18 protein-coding genes are annotated in these 19115 nt (G+C 68.4%); 13 read left to right on the top strand and 5 right to left on the bottom strand.

The features are described 5' to 3' along the window. Positions 1 to 6: 6 nt before the first annotated feature. From HLA95_RS07605 to HLA95_RS07580, 6 genes are read left to right on the top strand one after another with little or no spacing between them, the layout of a single operon-like run. Positions 7 to 294 carry a 4Fe-4S binding protein gene (locus HLA95_RS07605; RefSeq protein ID WP_191057767.1) on the top strand — a complete coding sequence of 96 codons (288 nt, stop codon included), beginning with the start codon at positions 7 to 9 and terminating at the stop codon, positions 292 to 294. Then, on the top strand, positions 287 to 541 hold the full coding sequence (locus tag HLA95_RS07600) for a chaperone NapD (RefSeq protein ID WP_191057766.1): 255 nt from the start codon (positions 287 to 289) through the stop codon (positions 539 to 541). The genes HLA95_RS07605 and HLA95_RS07600 overlap by 8 nt, the downstream gene beginning before the upstream one ends. Before the next feature lie 2 nt (positions 542 to 543). Then, positions 544 to 3069, top strand: coding sequence for a periplasmic nitrate reductase subunit alpha (napA, locus tag HLA95_RS07595; RefSeq protein ID WP_191057765.1), 2526 nt, complete (start codon positions 544 to 546; stop codon positions 3067 to 3069). Beyond that, positions 3066 to 3542 (top strand): nitrate reductase cytochrome c-type subunit, encoded by a 477-nt coding sequence (locus tag HLA95_RS07590; RefSeq protein WP_222182907.1) that lies wholly within the window; start codon positions 3066 to 3068, stop codon positions 3540 to 3542. The genes napA and HLA95_RS07590 overlap by 4 nt, the downstream gene beginning before the upstream one ends. After that, positions 3542 to 4159, top strand: a complete 618-nt coding sequence (locus HLA95_RS07585) for a NapC/NirT family cytochrome c (RefSeq protein ID WP_191057763.1) — start codon at positions 3542 to 3544, stop codon at positions 4157 to 4159. Before HLA95_RS07590 ends, HLA95_RS07585 begins: the two co-directional genes overlap by 1 nt. Beyond that, positions 4159 to 4704, top strand: coding sequence for a DUF4142 domain-containing protein (locus HLA95_RS07580; RefSeq protein ID WP_222182905.1), 546 nt, complete (start codon positions 4159 to 4161; stop codon positions 4702 to 4704). The genes HLA95_RS07585 and HLA95_RS07580 overlap by 1 nt, the downstream gene beginning before the upstream one ends. A gap of 64 nt (positions 4705 to 4768) precedes the next feature. On the opposite strand, the gene HLA95_RS07575 is transcribed toward HLA95_RS07580, so the two are convergent. Together HLA95_RS07575 and ruvX are read right to left on the bottom strand one after the other, a co-directional pair. Next, complete coding sequence (locus tag HLA95_RS07575; protein ID WP_191061098.1) at positions 4769 to 7447, bottom strand: S53 family peptidase; 2679 nt, start codon at positions 7445 to 7447, stop codon at positions 4769 to 4771. 229 nt (positions 7448 to 7676) lie between these two features. After that, positions 7677 to 8159, bottom strand: coding sequence for a Holliday junction resolvase RuvX (gene ruvX, locus HLA95_RS07570; protein WP_191061097.1), 483 nt, complete (start codon positions 8157 to 8159; stop codon positions 7677 to 7679). 74 nt (positions 8160 to 8233) lie between these two features. Between ruvX and gatC the strand changes: the two genes are divergently transcribed. The 4 genes from gatC to HLA95_RS07550 all read left to right on the top strand — a co-directional run bounded on the left by gatC (position 8234) and on the right by HLA95_RS07550 (position 13299). Continuing rightward, positions 8234 to 8521 (top strand): Asp-tRNA(Asn)/Glu-tRNA(Gln) amidotransferase subunit GatC, encoded by a 288-nt coding sequence (gene gatC, locus HLA95_RS07565; RefSeq protein ID WP_191061096.1) that lies wholly within the window; start codon positions 8234 to 8236, stop codon positions 8519 to 8521. Positions 8522 to 8523: 2 nt separating this feature from the next. Continuing rightward, positions 8524 to 10002 (top strand): Asp-tRNA(Asn)/Glu-tRNA(Gln) amidotransferase subunit GatA, encoded by a 1479-nt coding sequence (gene gatA, locus HLA95_RS07560; RefSeq protein WP_322100111.1) that lies wholly within the window; start codon positions 8524 to 8526, stop codon positions 10000 to 10002. Then, positions 9999 to 11450, top strand: a complete 1452-nt coding sequence (gene gatB / locus HLA95_RS07555) for an Asp-tRNA(Asn)/Glu-tRNA(Gln) amidotransferase subunit GatB (RefSeq protein ID WP_191061814.1) — start codon at positions 9999 to 10001, stop codon at positions 11448 to 11450. The genes gatA and gatB overlap by 4 nt, the downstream gene beginning before the upstream one ends. 211 nt (positions 11451 to 11661) lie before the next feature. Beyond that, entirely contained in the window at positions 11662 to 13299 is a 1638-nt protein-coding gene (locus HLA95_RS07550; protein ID WP_191060171.1) for a calcium-binding protein, read from the top strand. A gap of 13 nt (positions 13300 to 13312) precedes the next feature. Here HLA95_RS07550 and HLA95_RS07545 read toward each other — a convergent pair whose 3' ends face one another. From HLA95_RS07545 to HLA95_RS07535, 3 genes are all read right to left on the bottom strand, one after another. Next, positions 13313 to 14140, bottom strand: coding sequence for a class I SAM-dependent methyltransferase (locus tag HLA95_RS07545; RefSeq protein WP_191060172.1), 828 nt, complete (start codon positions 14138 to 14140; stop codon positions 13313 to 13315). A 62-nt stretch (positions 14141 to 14202) separates the two neighbouring features. Further along, a complete protein-coding gene (locus HLA95_RS07540; RefSeq protein ID WP_191060173.1) occupies positions 14203 to 15141 on the bottom strand; it encodes a methylenetetrahydrofolate reductase in 939 nt (312 codons plus the stop codon). A gap of 195 nt (positions 15142 to 15336) precedes the next feature. Further along, a complete protein-coding gene (locus HLA95_RS07535; RefSeq protein WP_222182901.1) occupies positions 15337 to 16317 on the bottom strand; it encodes a dihydrodipicolinate synthase family protein in 981 nt (326 codons plus the stop codon). 37 nt (positions 16318 to 16354) lie between these two features. Here HLA95_RS07535 and HLA95_RS07530 point away from each other — a divergent pair, with 37 nt between their 5' ends. The 3 genes from HLA95_RS07530 to HLA95_RS07520 are packed head-to-tail and all read left to right on the top strand — an operon-like array spanning position 16355 to position 19115. Continuing rightward, positions 16355 to 17185: a transporter substrate-binding domain-containing protein gene (locus HLA95_RS07530; RefSeq protein ID WP_191060175.1), complete on the top strand. Its 831-nt coding sequence runs from the start codon at positions 16355 to 16357 to the stop codon at positions 17183 to 17185. Then, positions 17182 to 18138, top strand: a complete 957-nt coding sequence (locus HLA95_RS07525; RefSeq protein WP_223861556.1) for an amino acid ABC transporter permease — start codon at positions 17182 to 17184, stop codon at positions 18136 to 18138. Before HLA95_RS07530 ends, HLA95_RS07525 begins: the two co-directional genes overlap by 4 nt. Next, complete coding sequence (locus tag HLA95_RS07520) at positions 18135 to 19115, top strand: asparaginase (RefSeq protein ID WP_222182899.1); 981 nt, start codon at positions 18135 to 18137, stop codon at positions 19113 to 19115. Before HLA95_RS07525 ends, HLA95_RS07520 begins: the two co-directional genes overlap by 4 nt.

The following is a 19115-nucleotide window of genomic DNA, read 5'->3' as shown; positions in this document are numbered from 1 at the left end:
CAGGCGATGGACAGCGTTCCCAATCCCGGCCGCCGCAGCTTCCTGCTCGGAAGGGCTGCCGCCCGGCCGGATCCCTCCCCCCAACCGGGTGCCGTGATCACCCAGGCCTGCCTCGCCCACCGCGGCGTTTCCTGCATGACCTGCCGCGACGCCTGCCCGACCGGCGCCATCCGCTTCCGTCTCGCCCGCGGCGGCGCCCTGCCGGCACTGGATCCCGAAGCCTGCACCGGCTGCGGCGACTGTGTCGCCATCTGCCCGGCAGGAGCGATCACCCTGGCAGCCCCGCATGGCTGACGAGATCCACATTTCCAGCCTGGTGGTGCACAGCCGCCCGGAACAGGCAGCAGCGATCGCCCGGCATCTGGAAGGCATGGAGGGCGTGGCCGTCCATGGCGGGATCGAGGTCAGCAAGCTCGTCGTCACCCTGGAAACCACCACCGAAGCGCAGGTCGTCGAGCGGCTGAACGTCATCCAGCTCCTGGACGGCGTGCTCGCCGCGACCCTCGTCTTCCACCACTACGAACCAGCCAAGGGAGGCTAACCATGGACCTGCAGCGCCGCGACCTGCTCAAGGCCCAGGCTGCCGCAGCCGCGGCCGCCGTCGCGAACGTCGCTCTGCCCGCATCGGCGCAGAACGTGCTGGTCGGCGAGGAACTGGGCCTGCGCTGGAGCAAGGCGCCCTGCCGCTTCTGCGGCACCGGCTGCGGGGTGATGGTGGCCGTCAAGGAAGGGCGGGTGGTCGCCACCCATGGCGACATGAAGGCCGAGGTCAATCGCGGCCTGAACTGCGTGAAGGGCTATTTCCTTTCCAAGATCATGTACGGCGCGGACCGCCTCACCCAGCCGATGATGCGGATGCGCGACGGCAAGTTCGACAAGCAGGGCGAGCTGCAGCCGGTCTCCTGGGACGAGGCGTTCGACACCATGGCGGCGCACTGGAAGAAGGTGCTGCGCGAGAAGGGTCCCGAAGCGGTCGGCATGTTCGGGTCTGGCCAGTGGACGATCTGGGAAGGCTATGCCGCGTCCAAGCTGATGCGCGCCGGGTTCCGCACCAACAATCTCGACCCGAACGCCCGGCACTGCATGGCGTCCGCCGCCGTCACCTTCATCCGCACCTTCGGCATGGACGAGCCGATGGGCTGCTACGACGATTTCGAGGCAGCCGACGCCTTCGTGCTCTGGGGCTCGAACATGGCGGAGATGCACCCGGTCCTGTGGACCCGGGTAACCGACCGGCGCCTGAGCGCCGAGCATGTCCGCATCCACACGCTTTCCACCTACGAGCACCGGACCACCGACCTTTCGGACGCCGCGGTGATCTTCAAGCCCGGCACCGACCTCGCGATCATGAACTACATCGCGAACCACATCATCCAGACGGGTGCGGTGAACCGGGAGTTCGTCGACCGGCACACCAACTTCCGCCTGGTCAACACCGACATCGGTTACGGGCTGCGGCCGGAGCACGTGCTGGAGCAGCGCGCCCAGCATGGCGAGGACGCCCAGGTCTCCCATCCCAGCGACTTCGACGCCTATGCCGCGTTGATGAGCGAGTACACGCTGGACCGGGCGCACGAGATCTCGGGCGTACCGAAGGTGCAGCTGGAAGCGCTGGCAGAGCTCTATGCCGACCCGAACACCAAGGTCATGTCGCTCTGGACCATGGGCTTCAACCAGCACGTCCGCGGCGTGTGGGCGAACCACATGGTCTACAACCTCCATCTTCTGACCGGGAAGATCTCCGAGCCCGGCAACAGCCCGTTCTCCCTGACCGGCCAGCCGTCTGCCTGCGGCACGGCCCGCGAGGTCGGCACCTTCTCCCACCGCCTGCCTGCCGACATGCAGGTGGCCAACCCGGAGCACCGCAAGCACGCCGAGGAGATCTGGAGGCTGCCGGAAGGCCTGCTGCCCGGGAAGGTCGGCTACCACGCCGTCCAGCAGGACCGGATGCTCAAGGACGGCAAGCTCAACGCCTACTGGATCATGTGCAACAACAACCTCCAGACGGCGCCCAACACCAACAACGAGACCTATCCCGGCTACCGCAACCCCGAGAACCTGATCGTCTGCTCCGACGCCTATCCGACCGTGACGGCGATGGCCGCCGACATCGTCCTGCCGGCCGCCATGTGGGTCGAGAAGGAGGGCGCCTTCGGCAATGCCGAGCGGCGCACCCATTTCTGGCACCAGCTGGTGAACGCGCCGGGCGACGCCCGCTCCGATCTGTGGCAGCTTATGGAGTTCTCCAAGCGCTTCACCACCGACGAGGTCTGGCCGGCGGAGATTTTGGCGAAGGCGCCGGAATACAAGGGCAAGACCCTCTACGACGTCCTGTTCGCCAACGGCCACACCAACCGCTTCCCGCTGGACCAGGTCGACCCGGCCTATGCCAACCGCGAGGCCGAGCATTTCGGCTTCTATGTGCAGAAGGGCCTGTTCGAGGAATATGCCGAGTTCGGCCGGGGCCACGGTCACGACCTGGCACCGTTCGACATGTACCACGAAGTACGCGGGATGCGCTGGCCGGTGGTGAACGGGCAGGAAACGCGCTGGCGCTACCGGGAAGGCCTGGACCCCTATGTCGAGAAGGGCAGCGGCTGGCAGTTCTACGGCAACGGCGACAAGCGTGCGAACATCATGGGCGCACCTTATGAGCCGCCCGCCGAATCGCCGGACGAGGAATTCGACCTCTGGCTGGTGACCGGGCGCGTCCTGGAGCACTGGCATTCCGGCTCGATGACGCTGCGCGTCCCTGAGCTCTACAAGGCCTTCCCGGGTGCCATCCTGTTCATGCATCCCGAGGACGCCCAGGAGCGCGGGCTCAGGCGCGGCCAGGAGGTCATCGTCGCCTCCCGCCGCGGCGAGATCCGCTCGCGGCTGGAGACGCGCGGGCGCAACAAGATGCCGCGCGGCGTGATCTTCGTGCCGTTCTTCGACGCCAGCCAGCTCATCAACAAGGTCACGCTGGACGCCACCGACCCGATCTCCAAGCAGACCGACTTCAAGAAATGCGCGGTGAAGGTCGTCGCGGCCTCGCTCGCCTCCAGCGGCGAGGGAGACCGGACATGAGGCACTCCTGGCTCCTGCTCGCCGCCGTCCTGCTGGCCGGCTCGACGGGCGGCAGCCTCCTGGCCCAGGACGCGCCCAGGCTGGTCGGCCCGGAACCCTTCACGGCGGAGCAGGAAGCGCCGCCGATGCAGCGGCAGATCACCGACGACGTGCGCGTCATGCGCAACTACCCGGACCAGCCGCCGGTGATCCCGCATTCCATCGAGGGCTACGCGCTCGACCTGAACGCCAACAAGTGCATGTCCTGCCATGCCAGGCGCTTCACCGAGCAGAGCCAGGCGCCGATGATCTCGGTCACGCACTATCAGGACCGTGACGGCAACACGCTGGGCGGCCTGGCACCCAGGCGTTATCCCTGCCTGTCCTGCCATGTTCCGCAGACCACGGCGCGTCCTCTGGTCGAGAACATGTTCGCCGACATGGACGAGTTGACCGAGCCGGAGCGCCAGCCCGGCGACCGGGGCGGCCGGTAATGGCGAACACGATCGTGCGCCTGTGGCGCTGGTTTCGCGGGCTGCCCGTCGTGCGCACGGCGCTCAAGCCCGCATCCACCCTGAGCCTGGCCTTCCTGACGCTCGGCGGGTTCGCCGCCGGGGTCATCTTCTGGGGCAGCTTCAACACCGCCCTGGAGGCGACCAACACGACCGAGTTCTGCATCAGCTGCCACGAGATGGAGAGCAACGTTTATCAGGAGCTCCAGGGCACCATCCACTTCGTGAACCGCTCCGGCGTGCGCGCGGGCTGCCCCGACTGCCACGTGCCGCACGAATGGACCAACAAGATCGCGCGCAAGATGCAGGCGTCCAAGGAAGTCTGGGGCCACATCTTCGGCTCGATCAGCACGCGCGAGAAGTTCCTGGGCCTGCGCCGCCATCTGGCGGAGCGGGAATGGGCGCGGATGGAGGCGAACGATTCGCTGGAATGCCGCAACTGCCATTCGGCGGTGTCCATGGACCTCGCCAAGCAGAACCCGCGCGCGGCGCAGGCGCACGAGCGCTTCCTGTTCACCGGCGAGCGCACCTGCATCGACTGCCACAAGGGCATCGCGCACAGGCTGCCGGACATGTCCGGCGTACCGGGATGGCAGTGATGACGACCCGTCCGACCCCGCTCCTGCTGCTGGGCGCCACGCTGGCCCTGCTGGCGCCGCAGCTTCCGCCCGCCCCTGCGCTGGCCCAGGAGGCCGCCGCACCCGCAGCGGAGCCGATCGATCGCGGCGAGTTCCTGGTGTTCGCCCACAGCTCGGCGGTGCTGCAGGAGCAGGCCTCCACCCTCGCCGCGTCCAAGGACACGCGGCCGGAGGTCAAGGAGTTCGCGCAAGCCATGGCGGCATTCCGCCTGGAGCAGATCGCGCGCCTGCAGGAGGTCGCCCGGGCGGAGAACGTCACCCTGCCGGAAGGCAAGCAGTTCGGGCACCGGGTCGTCCTGGAGAATCTCGAGCCCCTGGACTTCCTGGCGCTCAGCCGGCGCTACGCCGAGATCCAGGTCCAGGCCCTGGAGCAGGAGATCCTGGGCTATCAGGCGGCGGAGCGATCGCAGGACGAGGTGCTGACCAGGCTCGCGGCCGAGACCCTGCCGCAGCTCCGAGACCGGCTGGAAGCCGCCCGCGCCATGATGCAGGCCGTGGAACCCTGAGCCGCGCCACCGGCCCGTCCCGGCCAGCCGGATGGCTGGCCGGGCGCCGGCAGACCGCTTCGCGTCACGCCACCAGGGCGCTGCCGGTAGCGCTGGTGAAGTCGATCTGGACGACGATGTCGTTGTAGTCGAAGTCGCCGCCCTTCATGTCCTCCCAGCCCCAGGTATTCAGGCCGTAGTTCCACAAGTGCGTGGCCGGCGCGCCGCCCACCTGCTCGTTGGCATCGGCAAAGGCGAAGAACTCGTCGTCACCAGCCGAGAGCCGCATGGCGATCAGGTCGCCGGCATCGACGTCGATGATGCTGGTCTGCAGGAACTCGCCAAAGCCCGGCCCCTCGATCCACGCCTCGCCCTCCTCGTTCGCATAGGCGCGCCCCAGCGTGGCGGCGTCATAGCCCTCGTCGCCGGGCGCCAGGTCGCCGATCCGGCCGGTGAAGTCGTCAACCTCGTAGAACAGGACCGCGACCTCCTTCTTGCCGTTCTGGCGCAGCCGCACGATCGCCTCCTGATCGTCCGCTCCTCCGGCCGTGTTCGCCACGGCCACGGCACGCGCCACCTGCAACGCGCTGTCCAGCTCACCCGTCACATAGTCGACGAAGCCGTAATCGTTGGTGAGATCGGCCTGCGGCGTCCCGGTGGCCTCGCCGCCGATGGTGATCGCTAGATCGTCCCCCTGGTCGAGCGCCAGCTCGTAGGGGCGCGACTGCCCATGCTCGTCGAACAGGCGCACTAGGTCGCCGTCGAAATCCGCCTGCAGGACCTGCTGCGCGAACTGGCTGGTCCAGGCGTGAGGGGAGCCGGCACTGGCGTTCCAGGATACCGTGCCGCCCGACGCGACCAAGTCGATTCCGCCGTCAGCGGCGAGGATCGGCTGGAGCAGCAGGCTCTGCTCGGTCGCACTGCCACCAGCATCGTCCAGGACGCCCGGCGCCTCCGAGTGGAGCTGGCTGTGGGCGATCGTGGTGAGCGCCTCCGTCAGGAGGACGCCGTTGGGCGAGCCCAGCCCGGTGGTCAGGTCGTAGCCAGGGCCGGCTTCATAGCCGAACCCGGTGAGGATGAGCTGGCCCTCGCTGTTCACCCCGAAGCTGGTCGTGTTGTTGCCGAGCTGGATGTCGTTGAACGAGCCAGGCGCCACCGCCGCTGCGGTGTAGAGCAGGTCGTTCATGAAGCCCAGGTTGGGCAGCCCCTGCTCGGCGAACACGGCATTGATCCGCGCGGTCAGCGCCGCCCAGAGCGGGGTCGATGCGCTGGTGCCGCCGGACCAGGTGGTGCCCTGCATGTCCTCGTTGGGCACCGTGTAGTACATGTTGCCGCCGGCCAGGCCCGACACATCCGGCACGCCGCGACCGGTCCCGCCTTCCGGGTCCGTGGAAGTGGGCGTCAGCCCGAACGCGGTCTGGTACCAGGGCGTGTCCTGGGTGATGTCGACGCCACCCGAGGTGGCGGCATTGTCGAAGATCGTCGGCGTGAGCTCGTAGCCATCGAGGAAATACTGGTTCCAGACCGTCTCGACCAGGATGGACGGCTCCTGCGCATTCTCCGGCAGAGACTTCAGGCCACCCGCGATGAGCTGGGCGAGCGTATCGAGATCATGCTGGCCCACGGCCTCCACGATGTCGTCGAGCGTGTCGTCGCCGCCGGCAGAGGCCGGCGTGGTGATCGAGGTGCCGCCGACCGTCACGACATAGGGGCTGGAACTGATCGCTCCGACATTGTTGAGGCCGTTCTCGGTATGGTCGCCCGAGCCGCCATCGCCGATCGCGATGAACACGGATTCGTTGCGCAGGGCCGCGTCGACGAACAGTTCCTGATAAGCGTTCAGGAACGGGGAGTCGGGTGACGGCAGCTGGATGTCGCTGAACGAGGAGGACAGGACTTCGGGATTCTGCTCCAGGTCCCAGATGGCGCTCTGGTACGAGGTGAAGACCGTCCCGTCAGGGCCGCTGCCATTGTACAGGCCGATGGTGCTGTCGGGTGCAGCGCCCGCCACCACCCCGACATCGAGCGAACGCTCGCCGGCACCCTCCTCCTCGTAGATCTGGCCGTCCGGATTATCCACATAGTACTTGCCGGAACCGCCGACCCCGATGGTCTGCCGGTAGTCGTCCAGTCTCGTCTGGAAGTCGGTTTGCGCATCCTCCGGAATCGCATCGCCGATGCCGGTCTCGATCAGCGCAATCGTGCTGGTCGGCCCCTCTGTGACCGGGAAATTATACATTCGCGCGATCTCGACCGGCGTGAACTGCGGGGTCTCCCCCTTGTGAGCCAGCTCGTTGCCGATGCTTTGCGCCCCTTCCACCAAGCCTGTCTGATGGTCCGTCAGGAGCACCGGGTCCGGGCCGGCCTCGAAGTCGAGCCAGATGCCGGCGAGGTCGACGTCCCAGCCGTCGGGCAATGACAGCTCACCATTCCAGAACGCGAACTCCGGTTCTTCCGGATCGCCGACCACCAGCAGCTCGGTGCCGAACAGGTTCTGGAAGCCCTCCGCATCCAGCGTGACCCAGACCGTGCGCGACTCCGGGGAGGAGACATAGCCATCCCCGGTGTCCAGCGTGGTGATGCCGCTGTCGTGCAGCCTGGCGACCAGCGCGTCATAGGCCGCCGGATCCGCGCCGAAGGTCGTCCAGAGCGAGCCGTCCGCCTCCATCTCGGCGAGCAGCTTCTGGCGCGTTCCCCAGTCCTGGCTGAGCAGCTCGGTCGGGTCGTTGGCGCGCTCCAGGCTCAGCGCCACGTTGATCGTCAAGTCGGGAGGTGCCGCATGTATTTGCGAAGGATCCAGATTGTACGCTTCAGCGACGGTAGTCTTGTCCGTGCTCCGGTAGGCCGCAAAATCCAGGTACGTCGAATTCTCGATCTTGGGCATGTGGATTCCCGCCTTGGGCAATTTATTGGGTGCCTTCCGCACAGGAAATCTTGTTTTGCCGGATTTATCTTTTCAAGTTCCGGAAAATACCGGGAGAATCTGTCGCATCCTATTCGGTCGGCTGTGCCCCGATCGACCGCAGTGCCTCGCCCAGGATCAGCGCCGCCGCCAGATGGTCGATCTTCCCGTCCCTGCCCGGCGGCGGAAGCTCGCCCGCCTCGATCGCGGCTTCCACCCCGCCGGTGGTGAACCGCTCGTCCTGCAGGAACACAGGGAGACCCGCCAGCGGCACGAACAGGTCCAGGAAGTTGCGGACCCGGTCGCAGGCCTCCCCCTCCCGGTCGTCCAGGCCGAGCGGCCAGCCGACCACCAGGCCCACCGGCCGCCGCCCGCGCAGGAGCCGGAGCAGCGTCTCCCGGTCATGGGCCCAGGACTTGCGGGCATGGGTGAACAGCGGCGTCACCATCCGCCGCTCGGCATCGGTGCCGGCAAGGCCGATCGCCCGCTTGCTGACGTCCAGGGCCAGGAGGCCGCCGCGCCTGGGCAGGGTTGCCGCGAAGTCGGCATGGTTGCGGAAGATGGACGGTGACACTAGCTTCCGTGCGCCTTTTGCGGCCAAATCCGGCCGCGTTTTTCCGTTTTTCGCGTGCAGGAGACCAGAGATCCATGGCGATCGACAAGGCCACGGTGGCGAAGATCGCGCACCTGGCCCGCCTCGAGGTTCCTGAGGAGCAGCAGGAGCATCTGGCAACCGAGCTGTCCGGCATCCTCGGCTGGGTCGAGCAGTTGGGCGAGGTGGATACCGATGCGGTCGAGCCGCTGCGCTCGGTCATGCCGATCACCCAGGACTGGCGGGCCGACCAGGTGACCGACGGCAACCGCCGCGACGACGTGCTGGCGAACGCGCCGGCCCAGCAGGATGGCTATTTCGTGGTGCCGAAGGTGGTCGAATGAGCGTGGATCTCCACCGGCTGACGCTGGCCGACGCCCGCAAGGGCCTGGCCGCAAAGGAATTCAAGGCGGTCGAGCTGACCGAGGCCTCCATCGCCCAGATGGAGTGCCACCGGGCGCTCAACGCCTTCATCACCGAGACGCCCGAGCAGGCGCTGGCCATGGCCAAGGCCGCGGACGAGCGCATCGCCAAGGGCGAGGCCGGCCCGCTGGAAGGTATTCCGATCGCGGTGAAGGACCTGTTCTGCACCAAGGGCATCCGCACCACTGCCGCCTCGAACATCCTGGGCAGCTTCGTCCCGCCCTATGAGAGCACGGTCACAAGCAAGCTCTGGGAGGCCGGTGCGGTCTGCCTGGGCAAGACCAGCCTCGACCAGTTCGGCATGGGCTCGGCCAACCTGAACAGCGCGTTCGGCCCGGTGAAGAGCCCCTGGACCCGGCCGGGCGACGCCAAGCCGCTGGTGCCGGGCGGCAGCTCGGGCGGCTCGGCCGTGGCCGTGGCCGCACGCATGTGCCTGGCCGCGACCGGCACCGACACGGGCGGCTCGATCCGCCAGCCGGCCGCCTATACCGGCATCACCGGGATCAAGCCGACCTATGGGCGCTGCTCGCGCTTCGGCATCATCGCCTATGCCTCCTCGCTGGACCAGGCCGGTGCCTTCGCCCGCAATGTCCAAGACTGCGCCCTGCTCCTGCAGGCGATGGCCGGCCACGACCCGAACGACAGCACGTCCGCCGACCTGCCGGTGCCGGACTTCGCGGCCGGGATCGGCAAGTCGCTGAAAGGGCTGAAGATCGGCATCCCCAAGGAGTACCGCGTCGAGGGCCTCTCGCCCGAGATCGACCGGCTCTGGCAGCAGGGCGCCGACTGGCTGCGCGCCCAGGGTGCCGAGGTGAAGGAAGTCTCGCTGCCGCACAGTCGTTATGCGCTCGCGACCTACTACATCATCGCGCCGGCCGAGGTGTCTTCCAACCTCGCCCGCTATGACGGCATGCGCTACGGCCTGCGGGTCGACGGCCGCAACCTCACCGAGACCTACGAGAAGTCGCGCGGCGCCGGCTTCGGCGACGAAGCCAAGCGCCGGATCATGATCGGCACCTATGTGCTCTCGGCCGGCTATTACGACGCCTACTACGTCAAGGCGCAGAAGGTCCGCCGCATCCTGGTCAATGACTTCCGGAAGGTGTTCGGGGAGGTCGACGCTGTCCTCGCGCCGACCACCCCCACCCCGGCCTTCCGCATCGGCGAGGAGCCGGACGACCCGGTCGCCATGTACCTGAACGACGTGTTCACCGTGACCGCCAACCTGACGGGCCTGCCGGGCATGAGCGTGCCGGCCGGCCTGTCCTCGGACGGCCTGCCGCTGGGCCTGCAGATCATGGGCAAGCCCTGGGACGAGCCGACCGTCCTCCAGATCGGTGCGGCGCTGGAAGAGGCCGCGCAGTTCAACACGCTTCCCTACGGAATCGAGGCTCGGGCATGAGCTGGACCATCGAAGGCAACACCGGCACCTGGGAGATCGTGGTCGGTCTCGAGGTGCACGCGCAGGTTTCCAGCCAGGCCAAGCTGTTCAGCGGTGCGGCCACCGCCTATGGCGCCGAGCCCAACACCCAGGTCAGCCCGGTCGATGCCGGCATGCCCGGCATGCTGCCGGTGGTGAACGCCTATTGCGTCGAGCAGGCTGTCCGCACTGGCCTCGGCCTGAAGGCCGAGATCAACAAGGTCTCGGTGTTCGAGCGGAAGAACTATTTCTATCCGGACCTGCCGCAGGGCTACCAGATCAGCCAGTACCAGCACCCGATCGTGGGCAAGGGCGAGCTGATCCTGGACATGCCGGACGGCACGCAGCGCCCGATCGGCATCACCCGCCTCCATCTGGAGCAGGACGCCGGCAAGTCGATCCACGACCAGGGCCACGACACCACGCTGATCGACCTGAACCGCTCGGGCGTGGCGCTCATGGAGATCGTGAGCGAGCCGGACATCCGCGATCCCGAGGAAGCCGTCCTCTACATGCGCAAGCTGCGCTCGATCCTGCGCTATCTCGGGACGTGCGACGGCAACATGGAGGAAGGCTCGCTCCGTTGCGACGCCAACGTCTCGGTGCGCAAGCCAGGGCAGCCGTTCGGCACGCGCTGCGAGATCAAGAACGTCAACTCCATGCGCTTCGTGGCCCGCGCCATCGAGTATGAGGCGCGTCGCCAGGTCGACATCCTGGAAAGCGGCGGGGTGATCGAGCAGGAGACCCGCCTGTTCGATTCGGTGAAGGGCGAGACCCGCTCGATGCGCTCCAAGGAAGAGGCGCACGACTACCGCTACTTCCCGGACCCCGACCTGCTGCCGCTGGAGCTGCCGGACGACTTCGTCGAGCAGATCAAGGCGACCCTGCCGGAGCTGCCCGACGAGAAGCGCGCCCGCTTCATGACGGAATACGGCCTCTCGTCCTACGACGCCGGGGTGCTGGTCGCCGAGCGCGAGACCTCCGAATATTACGAGGAGGCCGCCAGGCACGGCGATCCGAAGCAGGCCGCGAACTGGATCATCACCGAGCTGTTCGGCCAGCTGAACAAGGCCGGCAAGTCCATCACCGACAGCCCGATCAGCGCTGCCGACCTCGGCAAGCTCCTGTCCCTGATCAAGGACGGCACCCTTTCCGGCCGGCTCGCCAAGGACGTCTTCGCGATCATGTTCGAGACCGGCGATGCGCCGGACAAGATCGTCGAGGAGCGCGGGATGAAGCAGGTGACCGACACCGGCGCCATCGAAGCGATCATCGACAAGCTGATCGCCGACAATCCGGGCCAGGTCGCCACCGTCCAGAAGAACCCGAAGGTCGCCGGCTGGTTCACCGGCCAAGTCATGAAGGCCACGGGCGGCAAGGCCAATCCGGGCGTGGTCAACGAGATCGTGGCGAAGAAGCTGGGGCTCTGATCAGGCAGGCGCCGGCTGGCAGGCTTCCGGCCAGCCGGCGCCGCCCCGGCGCCTGTCGCCACTGCTTTCTGGCTCAGCCGACTATGGCAAAAAATTACCAAGTGTAAATAATTCGTTTGTCATCACGTAATGGTGATCCCCGGATCGCTGCAATCGGAGTCATGAGGAACGATCATCACGGGCCTCATCGCCGCGACCAGGGAGTCGGCAGATGGCGACACTCACCGGGACCAATGGCAACGACCGGATCTACGGCACGGTCGCGGCCGACACGATCGACGGGCTGAAGGGCAACGACACCCTGTTCGGCCGGGCCGGCGGCGACCTGATCTTCGGCCAGGAAGGCAACGACCGGATCTATGGCGAAGACGGCTTCGACATGGTCAGCGGCGGCGACGGCAACGACCATATCGAGGGCGGCCGCGACCGCGACCGGCTCTGGGGCGACGGCGGCAACGACACGCTCTACGGCGGGACCGGCAACGACGAGCTTTCGGGCGGGGACGGCGACGACCTCCTGCGCGCCGAGGCGGGCAATGACCTGATCAAGGGTGCCTCCGGCCACGACCGGGTCAGCGGCGGCGATGGCAACGACGTCATCTGGGACGGTGACGGCCGCGACCGCCTCTGGGGCGATGCCGGCAACGACACGATCCATGCCAACAACGGCAGGGACGAGCTGTATGGCGGGCCGGGCGACGACCTGCTCTACGGCGAGAACGAGGACGACCGCCTGTGGGGCGATGCCGGGTGGGACCGGCTGAGTGGCGGCGACGGCAACGACCTGCTGTCCGGCGGCGACAGCCGCGACCGGCTGTGGGGTGATCTCGGCAACGACACGATCCACGGCGATGCCGGCAACGACGACCTCTATGGCGGACCTGGCGACGATCACCTGCTGGGCGGGGTCGGCAACGACCTGCTGGTCGGCGGCTACCGCCCTTACGAGGTCGACGAGTTGCCCCGGGCCGAGGGAGGCAACGAGCATCTGGAGGGCGGGGCGGGCGACGACCGGATCTATGCCACGGTCGGCGACGACCTCGTGCTCGGCGGCGACGGCAACGACCGGATCCTTCCCGGCGGCGGCGCCAATGTCGTCTATGCCGGCAGCGGTGACGACCAGATCGACATGCCCTACCAGCTGAGCTGGCCGGAGAACGACGGTGCTTTGACCCTGTTCGCCGGGGATGGCAACGATACCGCCTATGGCGGCACGTCCGACGACAACATGCGCGGCGAGAACGGCGACGACTGGCTGTTCGGCGGCTTTGGCGACGATCGCCTGGACGGCGGCGCCGGTGATGATCACCTCCGCGGCGGGATCGGCAGCGACCGGCTGATCGGCGGGGCAGGCAACGACGACCTGGCCAGCAGCGAGGCCCGTCCCGGCGAGCGGACGGTCATGACCGGCGGCGAGGGTGCCGACATCTTCGCCTACCGCATGCATGGCGACCGTGAAGCCGCCGACAGCCCCACCAATGTCTTCTTTCACGTCAACGACCTGATCACCGACTTCGACGCCAGCGACCGGCTGGAGTTCTCCTGGCGGCAGAGCAATTCCGCCACGGGCGAGGCGCAGAGCTATGACTTCAGGTTCGCCGACCTGGACAGCAACAGCGACGGCGTCATCACCAGCGCCGACGACGCCGTGTCCACGAGATCGGCCTCGTTCAACGGTATGGCAGCCAGGAGCCTGGTGATCGATCTCGGCGCCTTCACCCCGGTCACCGACGTCACCTACACCGAGCCCGGGCAGCCGACCTTCGTCGGCGACGGCTATGGCTGGGGCCAGGGCACCATCACCCTGTTCGACGTGACCAGGCTGACCGCCGACAATTTCGTGACCTGAGCCTGGCGGGCCCTCAGTCCTCAGATCGAGGCGCACTGCCGCTCACCACGTGGAACCTGATCGGGATCGCGATGCCGTCGCCGTCCCGATAGGTCTCCGCCCGCTCCAGGAACAGGGTGCGGATCCGCTCCTGCGCCTGCGCCGACTGGGCATCCAGGATCGCCGACACCCGGGCGAACGCACCCCGGCCGATCGCCCACCAGTCGACAGCGGCCGGCACGACATGACGGAACGCCAGGGTCTCCAGGCACACGTCGGTGAACCCTGCGTCCTCCAGCAGGCACACCAGCGCCTTGCGGTCGGCGAAGCGGAAGATCGGGGGCCCGGGCGGCAGGCGCTCGGGCGGTGCCGTCAGCGCCAGTTCCTCGATCAGGTCGACGAACAGGCCGTTCACCCGGTTCTCGTCGCGATCCGCCCACCAGGACAGGGCGATCCGCCCGCCGGGTTTGAGCACCCGCAGCGCCTCGGCCACCGCCGCCTCAGGCGCCGGCAGGTGGCCGATGCCGAAGCCCATGGTCAGCGTGTCGTAGTGGCCGTCCGCGACCGGTAGCCGGTCGACCGAGGCGGCGACGGCATGGATCGCGGGCGCCCGCCCTTCCAGGATCGCCAGCATGCCGGGGCTCAGGTCATAGGCATCGACGCTCGCCCCCTTCGCCAGGGCGCCCAGCGCCACCACGCCGCTGCCGGCCGCGAGGTCGCCATGGCGCACCCCTTCCCGCACCCCCGCCGCCTCCAGCAGCCCTTCCACCGCCAGGGCGGTGACCGGCTCGAACCGATCGCGATAGGTCGGCGCCAGCCGATCATGGACGTCGCGCTCGAAGCGCTGGAAATCGTCGGCCATCCCCGCTGCCTCCCCTGCAGGAGGCCAGCATAGGCACGGTCGTGAGTGGCGGCGAGGCCGGTTCAGGCGGTGAGGCTGAAGCCCTGGCCGTCGCCCTCTACGGTGAAGCGGCCCGCCGCGACGGCATCCGCATAGTGCGCGGTCTTCTCGAAGCCGCCGAATGGGTAGAAGTGCAGGCCGGCCACCAGATGGCCGGGCTCGCCCGCCAGGGCCCTGGCGAGGTCGACGATGAAGCCGTCCGGCTCGGCGGCAGTGACGAGCTGCAGGACGTTGCCGCCCCGCTTGCTGAGGAAGGCCAGCGAATTGCCCACGCCGCACATCTGGGCATAGCGCAGGAGGCTCTTGATCGAGGCCGGGCCCGGTAGGCCCACCCGGATCGGCAGCCGGTTGCCGGCAGCACGGATCGCCCGCTCCCACGCCGCCACCTTGCCGGCATCGAAGCAGAACTGGGTCATCAGCTCGACGGTGAGGCCCGCCGCCTCCGCCCACGCGTTCTTCTCGGCCAGCGCTGCGGCCAAGCCCTCGACGGAGATGTCCGGGCTCCCCTCGGGATGGCCCGCCACCGCGACCCGGCTGAAGCCCAACTCTTCAAACAGGCCACTTCTCAGCACGTCCATGCTGCTGGCGAACGGCCCCTGCTGCTGGGCGACACCGCCGCCGATCACCAGCGCCTCCCGCACGCCCACCGCCGCCAAGCCCCGCAGATAGGTGTCGAGCGCCATGGCCGACGGCAGGGTGCGCGCCGGCACGTGCGGTACCGGCACCATGCCCTCGAACACCAGCCGCGCCGCGGTCTGCAGGATCGCCGAGGGTTCCTCGTCCGGCAGGTAAGCGATGTTGACCCGCGTACCCTTGGGCAGCGGCAGCCGCTCCAGCTTGGCCGCCTGCCTGGCGGTGATCTCGATCGACCAGCCTTGCGCCAGCCCGGTCACCTGTGCCGCGATCTCGGCACCTCCGGCCGTGTTCCGCCGCCCGAACAGATCCCGAAACGCCACCGCCATGGACGGTCATCCCCGCGCCGCTGCCGGGATGGAGCCCCGACAGCCCAGTATATGGGGTCGGATGGGCCGCATTTCTGGTGCGCATCGGCCTGCCGGGTTTCGTGAAAGCGACATGGCTTTTCACGCCCGGAAGGGTTGCCCCATGGCCCTGCCGCCTCGGCGCCCCCGCGTGAAAGCGACACCATCCGGTACGGTTCAGAGCAGCGGCGGCAGCGGTGCCAGCAGCCGGTCGAGCACCGCCAGGCCGAACGGGGTGGGCAGGTCGCCAGGCGCCCGGTCGTGGACCGGTCCCAGCCCCAGGCGATGCGCAGCCGCGCGCTTGCCGTAGGTGACGAGGTGCGGGATCGACTGCATCACGAACACGATGAGCGGCAGCACCTCGGCATAGAGCCGGTCGGCCTCCGCCCACTCTCCGGCCTGGGTCGCCCGCCAGATCGCGACCTGGACGTCGACCAGCTCCGGGGCCGGGATCATCCCCGCACAGCCGGCGCGCAGGATGTCCGGCAGCTCCAGCCCGCCCCGGCCGTTGAACACCGCGACCTCGCCCTTGAGCGCGTCGATGGTGCGCCGGATCGAGACCGCCGAGCCCTCGCCCTTGAGCAGGAGGAAGTTGGGGTGGCGGTCCCTCAGCCGCCGGATCGCCACGTCGCCCAGGCCCACGCCCAGATAGTCCGGCGCGTTCTGGATCGCGGCCGGGATCGGGCAGGCGTCGATGACCCGGCCGAAGAAGTGGAGCAGCTCGTCCTCGGGCAGCGGCCGGCGGGGCGGCGGCTGCAGGATCACCCAGGAAGCACCGAGCTCCGCCGCCATGCGCACAAACGCGACCTGCTCGGCCTCGCTCTCGCCGAACACCGTGACCGCGACCGGCACCCGCCCATCGACGGTCCGGGCCAGCCAGCGCAGCAGCGTGGCGCGCTCGTCGGGCATGAGCTTGGCGACCTCGGTGGCCAAGCCCAGTGCCGCGATCCCGTCCGCACCGGCGGTGATGCAGGCCTCGACCTGGCGCAGCACCGCCCCTTCGTCGAGCCGGTCCTGCTCGTCGAAGAAGGCGTAGAGGATCGGCCAGATTCCGGAAAAGGCCGGCGTCGTCATGGGCTCATCCTCCTCCCGGTCAGGTCCCGGCGGCATCGGCAGCCGGAGCGCGCCGAGCTTGCCGTGCCGGACGCGCCTCGTCATCCTGGCTGTAATATCGCGTTGTTCCGGGGGAAACGAAATGCCGCTCTCGCGTCGTGGTGCCCTGCTCGCAGCCGCCCTCTCGTTCCTGGTTGCGGCCGAAGTGTCCGCCGGTGAGGCGCTCGACCGGATCAGGGAGGCCGGCGTGCTGACGATGAGCACCGATCCGGAATATCCCCCGCAATCCTCGCTCGATCCGATGACCAACGAGTTCCAGGGCTTCGACATCGATGTTGGTCGGGAGATCGCCAAGCGCCTGGGCGTGGACATCCGCTTCGTCACGCCCGGCTGGGACGTGATCACCGCCGGGCGCTGGGCGGGCCGCTGGGACATCTCGGTTGGCAGCATGACGCCCACGAAGGAACGCGCGCAGGTCCTGGACTTCCCGGCGGTCTATTACTTCACCCCGGCCTCGCTCGTGGTCCACAAGGACAACCAGACGATCACCACCCCCGCCGATGCCGGCGGCAAGCGGATCGGGGTCGGCGTCGCCACCACCTATGAGAGCTATCTGAAGAAGGACCTGACCATCGACGTGGCCGATGCGCCGCCCTTCACCTACCAGATCGACGATGCGGAGATCCGCACCTACGACACCGACCTGCTGGCCCTGGACGATCTGCGCTTAGGGGACGGCGTGCGCCTCGATGCGGCCTTCACCGCCCTGCCGACCGTCCTGGACGCGATCGAGCGCGGCTACCCGTTCAAGATCGTCGGCGAGCCTTTGTTCAAGGAGCCGCTCTCGGTCGCGATCGACAAGGGCGACCCGGAACTCGCTGCCGAGATCACCCGGATCGTCGACGAGATGAAGGCGGACGGCACGCTCGCCCGGCTGTCCGCGCAGTATTACGGCGCCGACCTGACCCAGTGAGCATATTGGCAGACCTCCTCGACCGGCGGGACGCCCGCCTGACCCTGATCGGCCTGATCGTCTTCCTGATCGCCGCCGCGTTCCCCTGGACCGTGCCGGGCCTGGCCGGGCTGCCTCCGCTCCTGGCCCGGCTGGTCGGCAGCCTGCTCGTGGCCGGCCTCGCGATCGCCAACATCCTGGTCCTGCGCCGGATGCCGTTCGAGTTCCAGGTGCTGCTGGCCTGGGCCGAACTCTTGCTGGTCTTCGCCCTGTTCTTCTGGAGCTTCGGGCTGGACTACCGCTTCATCCTGGCCAACGTGCCGGGCCTGCTCGGGTTCGGCGCCGGCCAGGCCTTCCTGCAGGGTGCCGTCCTGACCGTGGTGATCTGCCTGGTCTCGATCACCTTCGCCACCCTGCTGGCCCTGGTGGGCGCGCTGGCCAGGCTGTCCGGCAACGGCCTGGCCTTCGGGGTGGCCACCTTCTACATCAGCTTCTTCCGCGGCACGCCGCTGCTCCTGCAGGTGTTGCTGATCTATCTGGGCCTGCCGCAGATCGGTCTGGTCCTGGAGGCGGTGCCGGCCGGGATCATCGCGCTCTCCTTGTGCTACGGCGCCTACATGGCCGAGATCTTCCGTGCCGGGATCGAGGCGGTCGGGCGCGGCCAGCGTGAGGCCGCCGCCTCGCTGGGGCTGACCGATGCCCAGGCGATGCGCCTCGTCGTCCTGCCCCAGGCGATGCGGCTGGTCATCCCGCCCACCGGCAACCAGTTCATCGCCATGCTGAAGGACAGCTCGCTGGTCTCGGTGATGGGCGTGTGGGAGCTGATGTTCCTGGCCCGCACCTATGGCCGCGCCGAGTTCAAATACATGGAGATGCTGATCACGGCGGCGCTGATCTACTGGCTGCTCTCCGCCGTGTTCGAGGTGATCCAGGCGCGGATCGAGCGCCACTACGGCAAGGGGGTGCGGCCGTGACCGCGCTGCCCCTCGTCCACGTCCTGGCCACCGGCGGCACCATCGCCGGCGCGCAGGACGTCGCCCACGGCTACACCGCCGGCAGCTTCGCCATCGACGCCCTGCTGGCCGCCCTGCCCGGCCTGGACCGCGTCGCCGCCATCCGCGGCGAGCAGCTCGTCAGCATCGGCAGCCAGGACATGCACGACGCGGTCTGGCTGAAGCTGGCCCGCCGGCTGGCCGCGCTGGCAACCGAGCCGGGCCTTGCCGGCATCATCGTCACCCACGGCACCGACACGCTGGAGGAGACTGCTTGGTTCGCCGAGCTGACCGTCCGGGCCGAACTGCCGATCGTGTTCACCGGCGCCATGCGCCCGGCCACCGCAATCGGTGCCGACGGGCCGGCCAACCTCTCCGCCGCGATCGCCGTGGCGGCCGATCCCGCCGCCCGAAACCGTGGCGTGCTGGCCGTGATGAACGACCAGGTCTTCGCCGCGCGCGACGTCTACAAGGCCCACGCCAACCGCGTGGACGCCTTCCAGGCACCCGAACGCGGCCCGCTCGGCACGATGGCTGGCGGCCGCCCCCGCTTCCACCGCCCCCCCGACCCGCGCCCGGCCGGCTTCGACCTCGCCGGCCATGACGCGCTGCCCAGGGTCGTGATCCTCCATGCCCATGCCGGGATGGGCCGCGAGCTGATCGATGCGGCGGTCGCGGCGGGTGCCAAGGGCATCGTGGTCGCCGGGGTCGGTAACGGCAACATGACCAGGATCGCCCTGGGCGCCCTGGCGGAGGCAGCCGGACGGGGCATCGCCGTGGCGCGCAGCACCAGGCTGCCGGCGGGCGCGGTGCTGGCCACGGGCGAGGTCGACGACGCGGCGTTGGGCTTCGTCCATGCCGGCGAGCTCAAGCCCGGCAAGGCGCGCGTGCTCCTGCAACTGGCCCTGCTCGCCGGCGCGGACCGGTCGGCCATCCAGGCGGCATTCGATACGCACTGA

Origin of the sequence: Geminicoccus harenae, assembly GCF_019800005.1 — a bacterium.
GTDB lineage: Bacteria > Pseudomonadota > Alphaproteobacteria > Geminicoccales > Geminicoccaceae > Geminicoccus > Geminicoccus harenae.
Note: the sequence above shows the minus strand (reverse complement) of the source record. Positions and strands in the feature narration are given on the sequence as shown.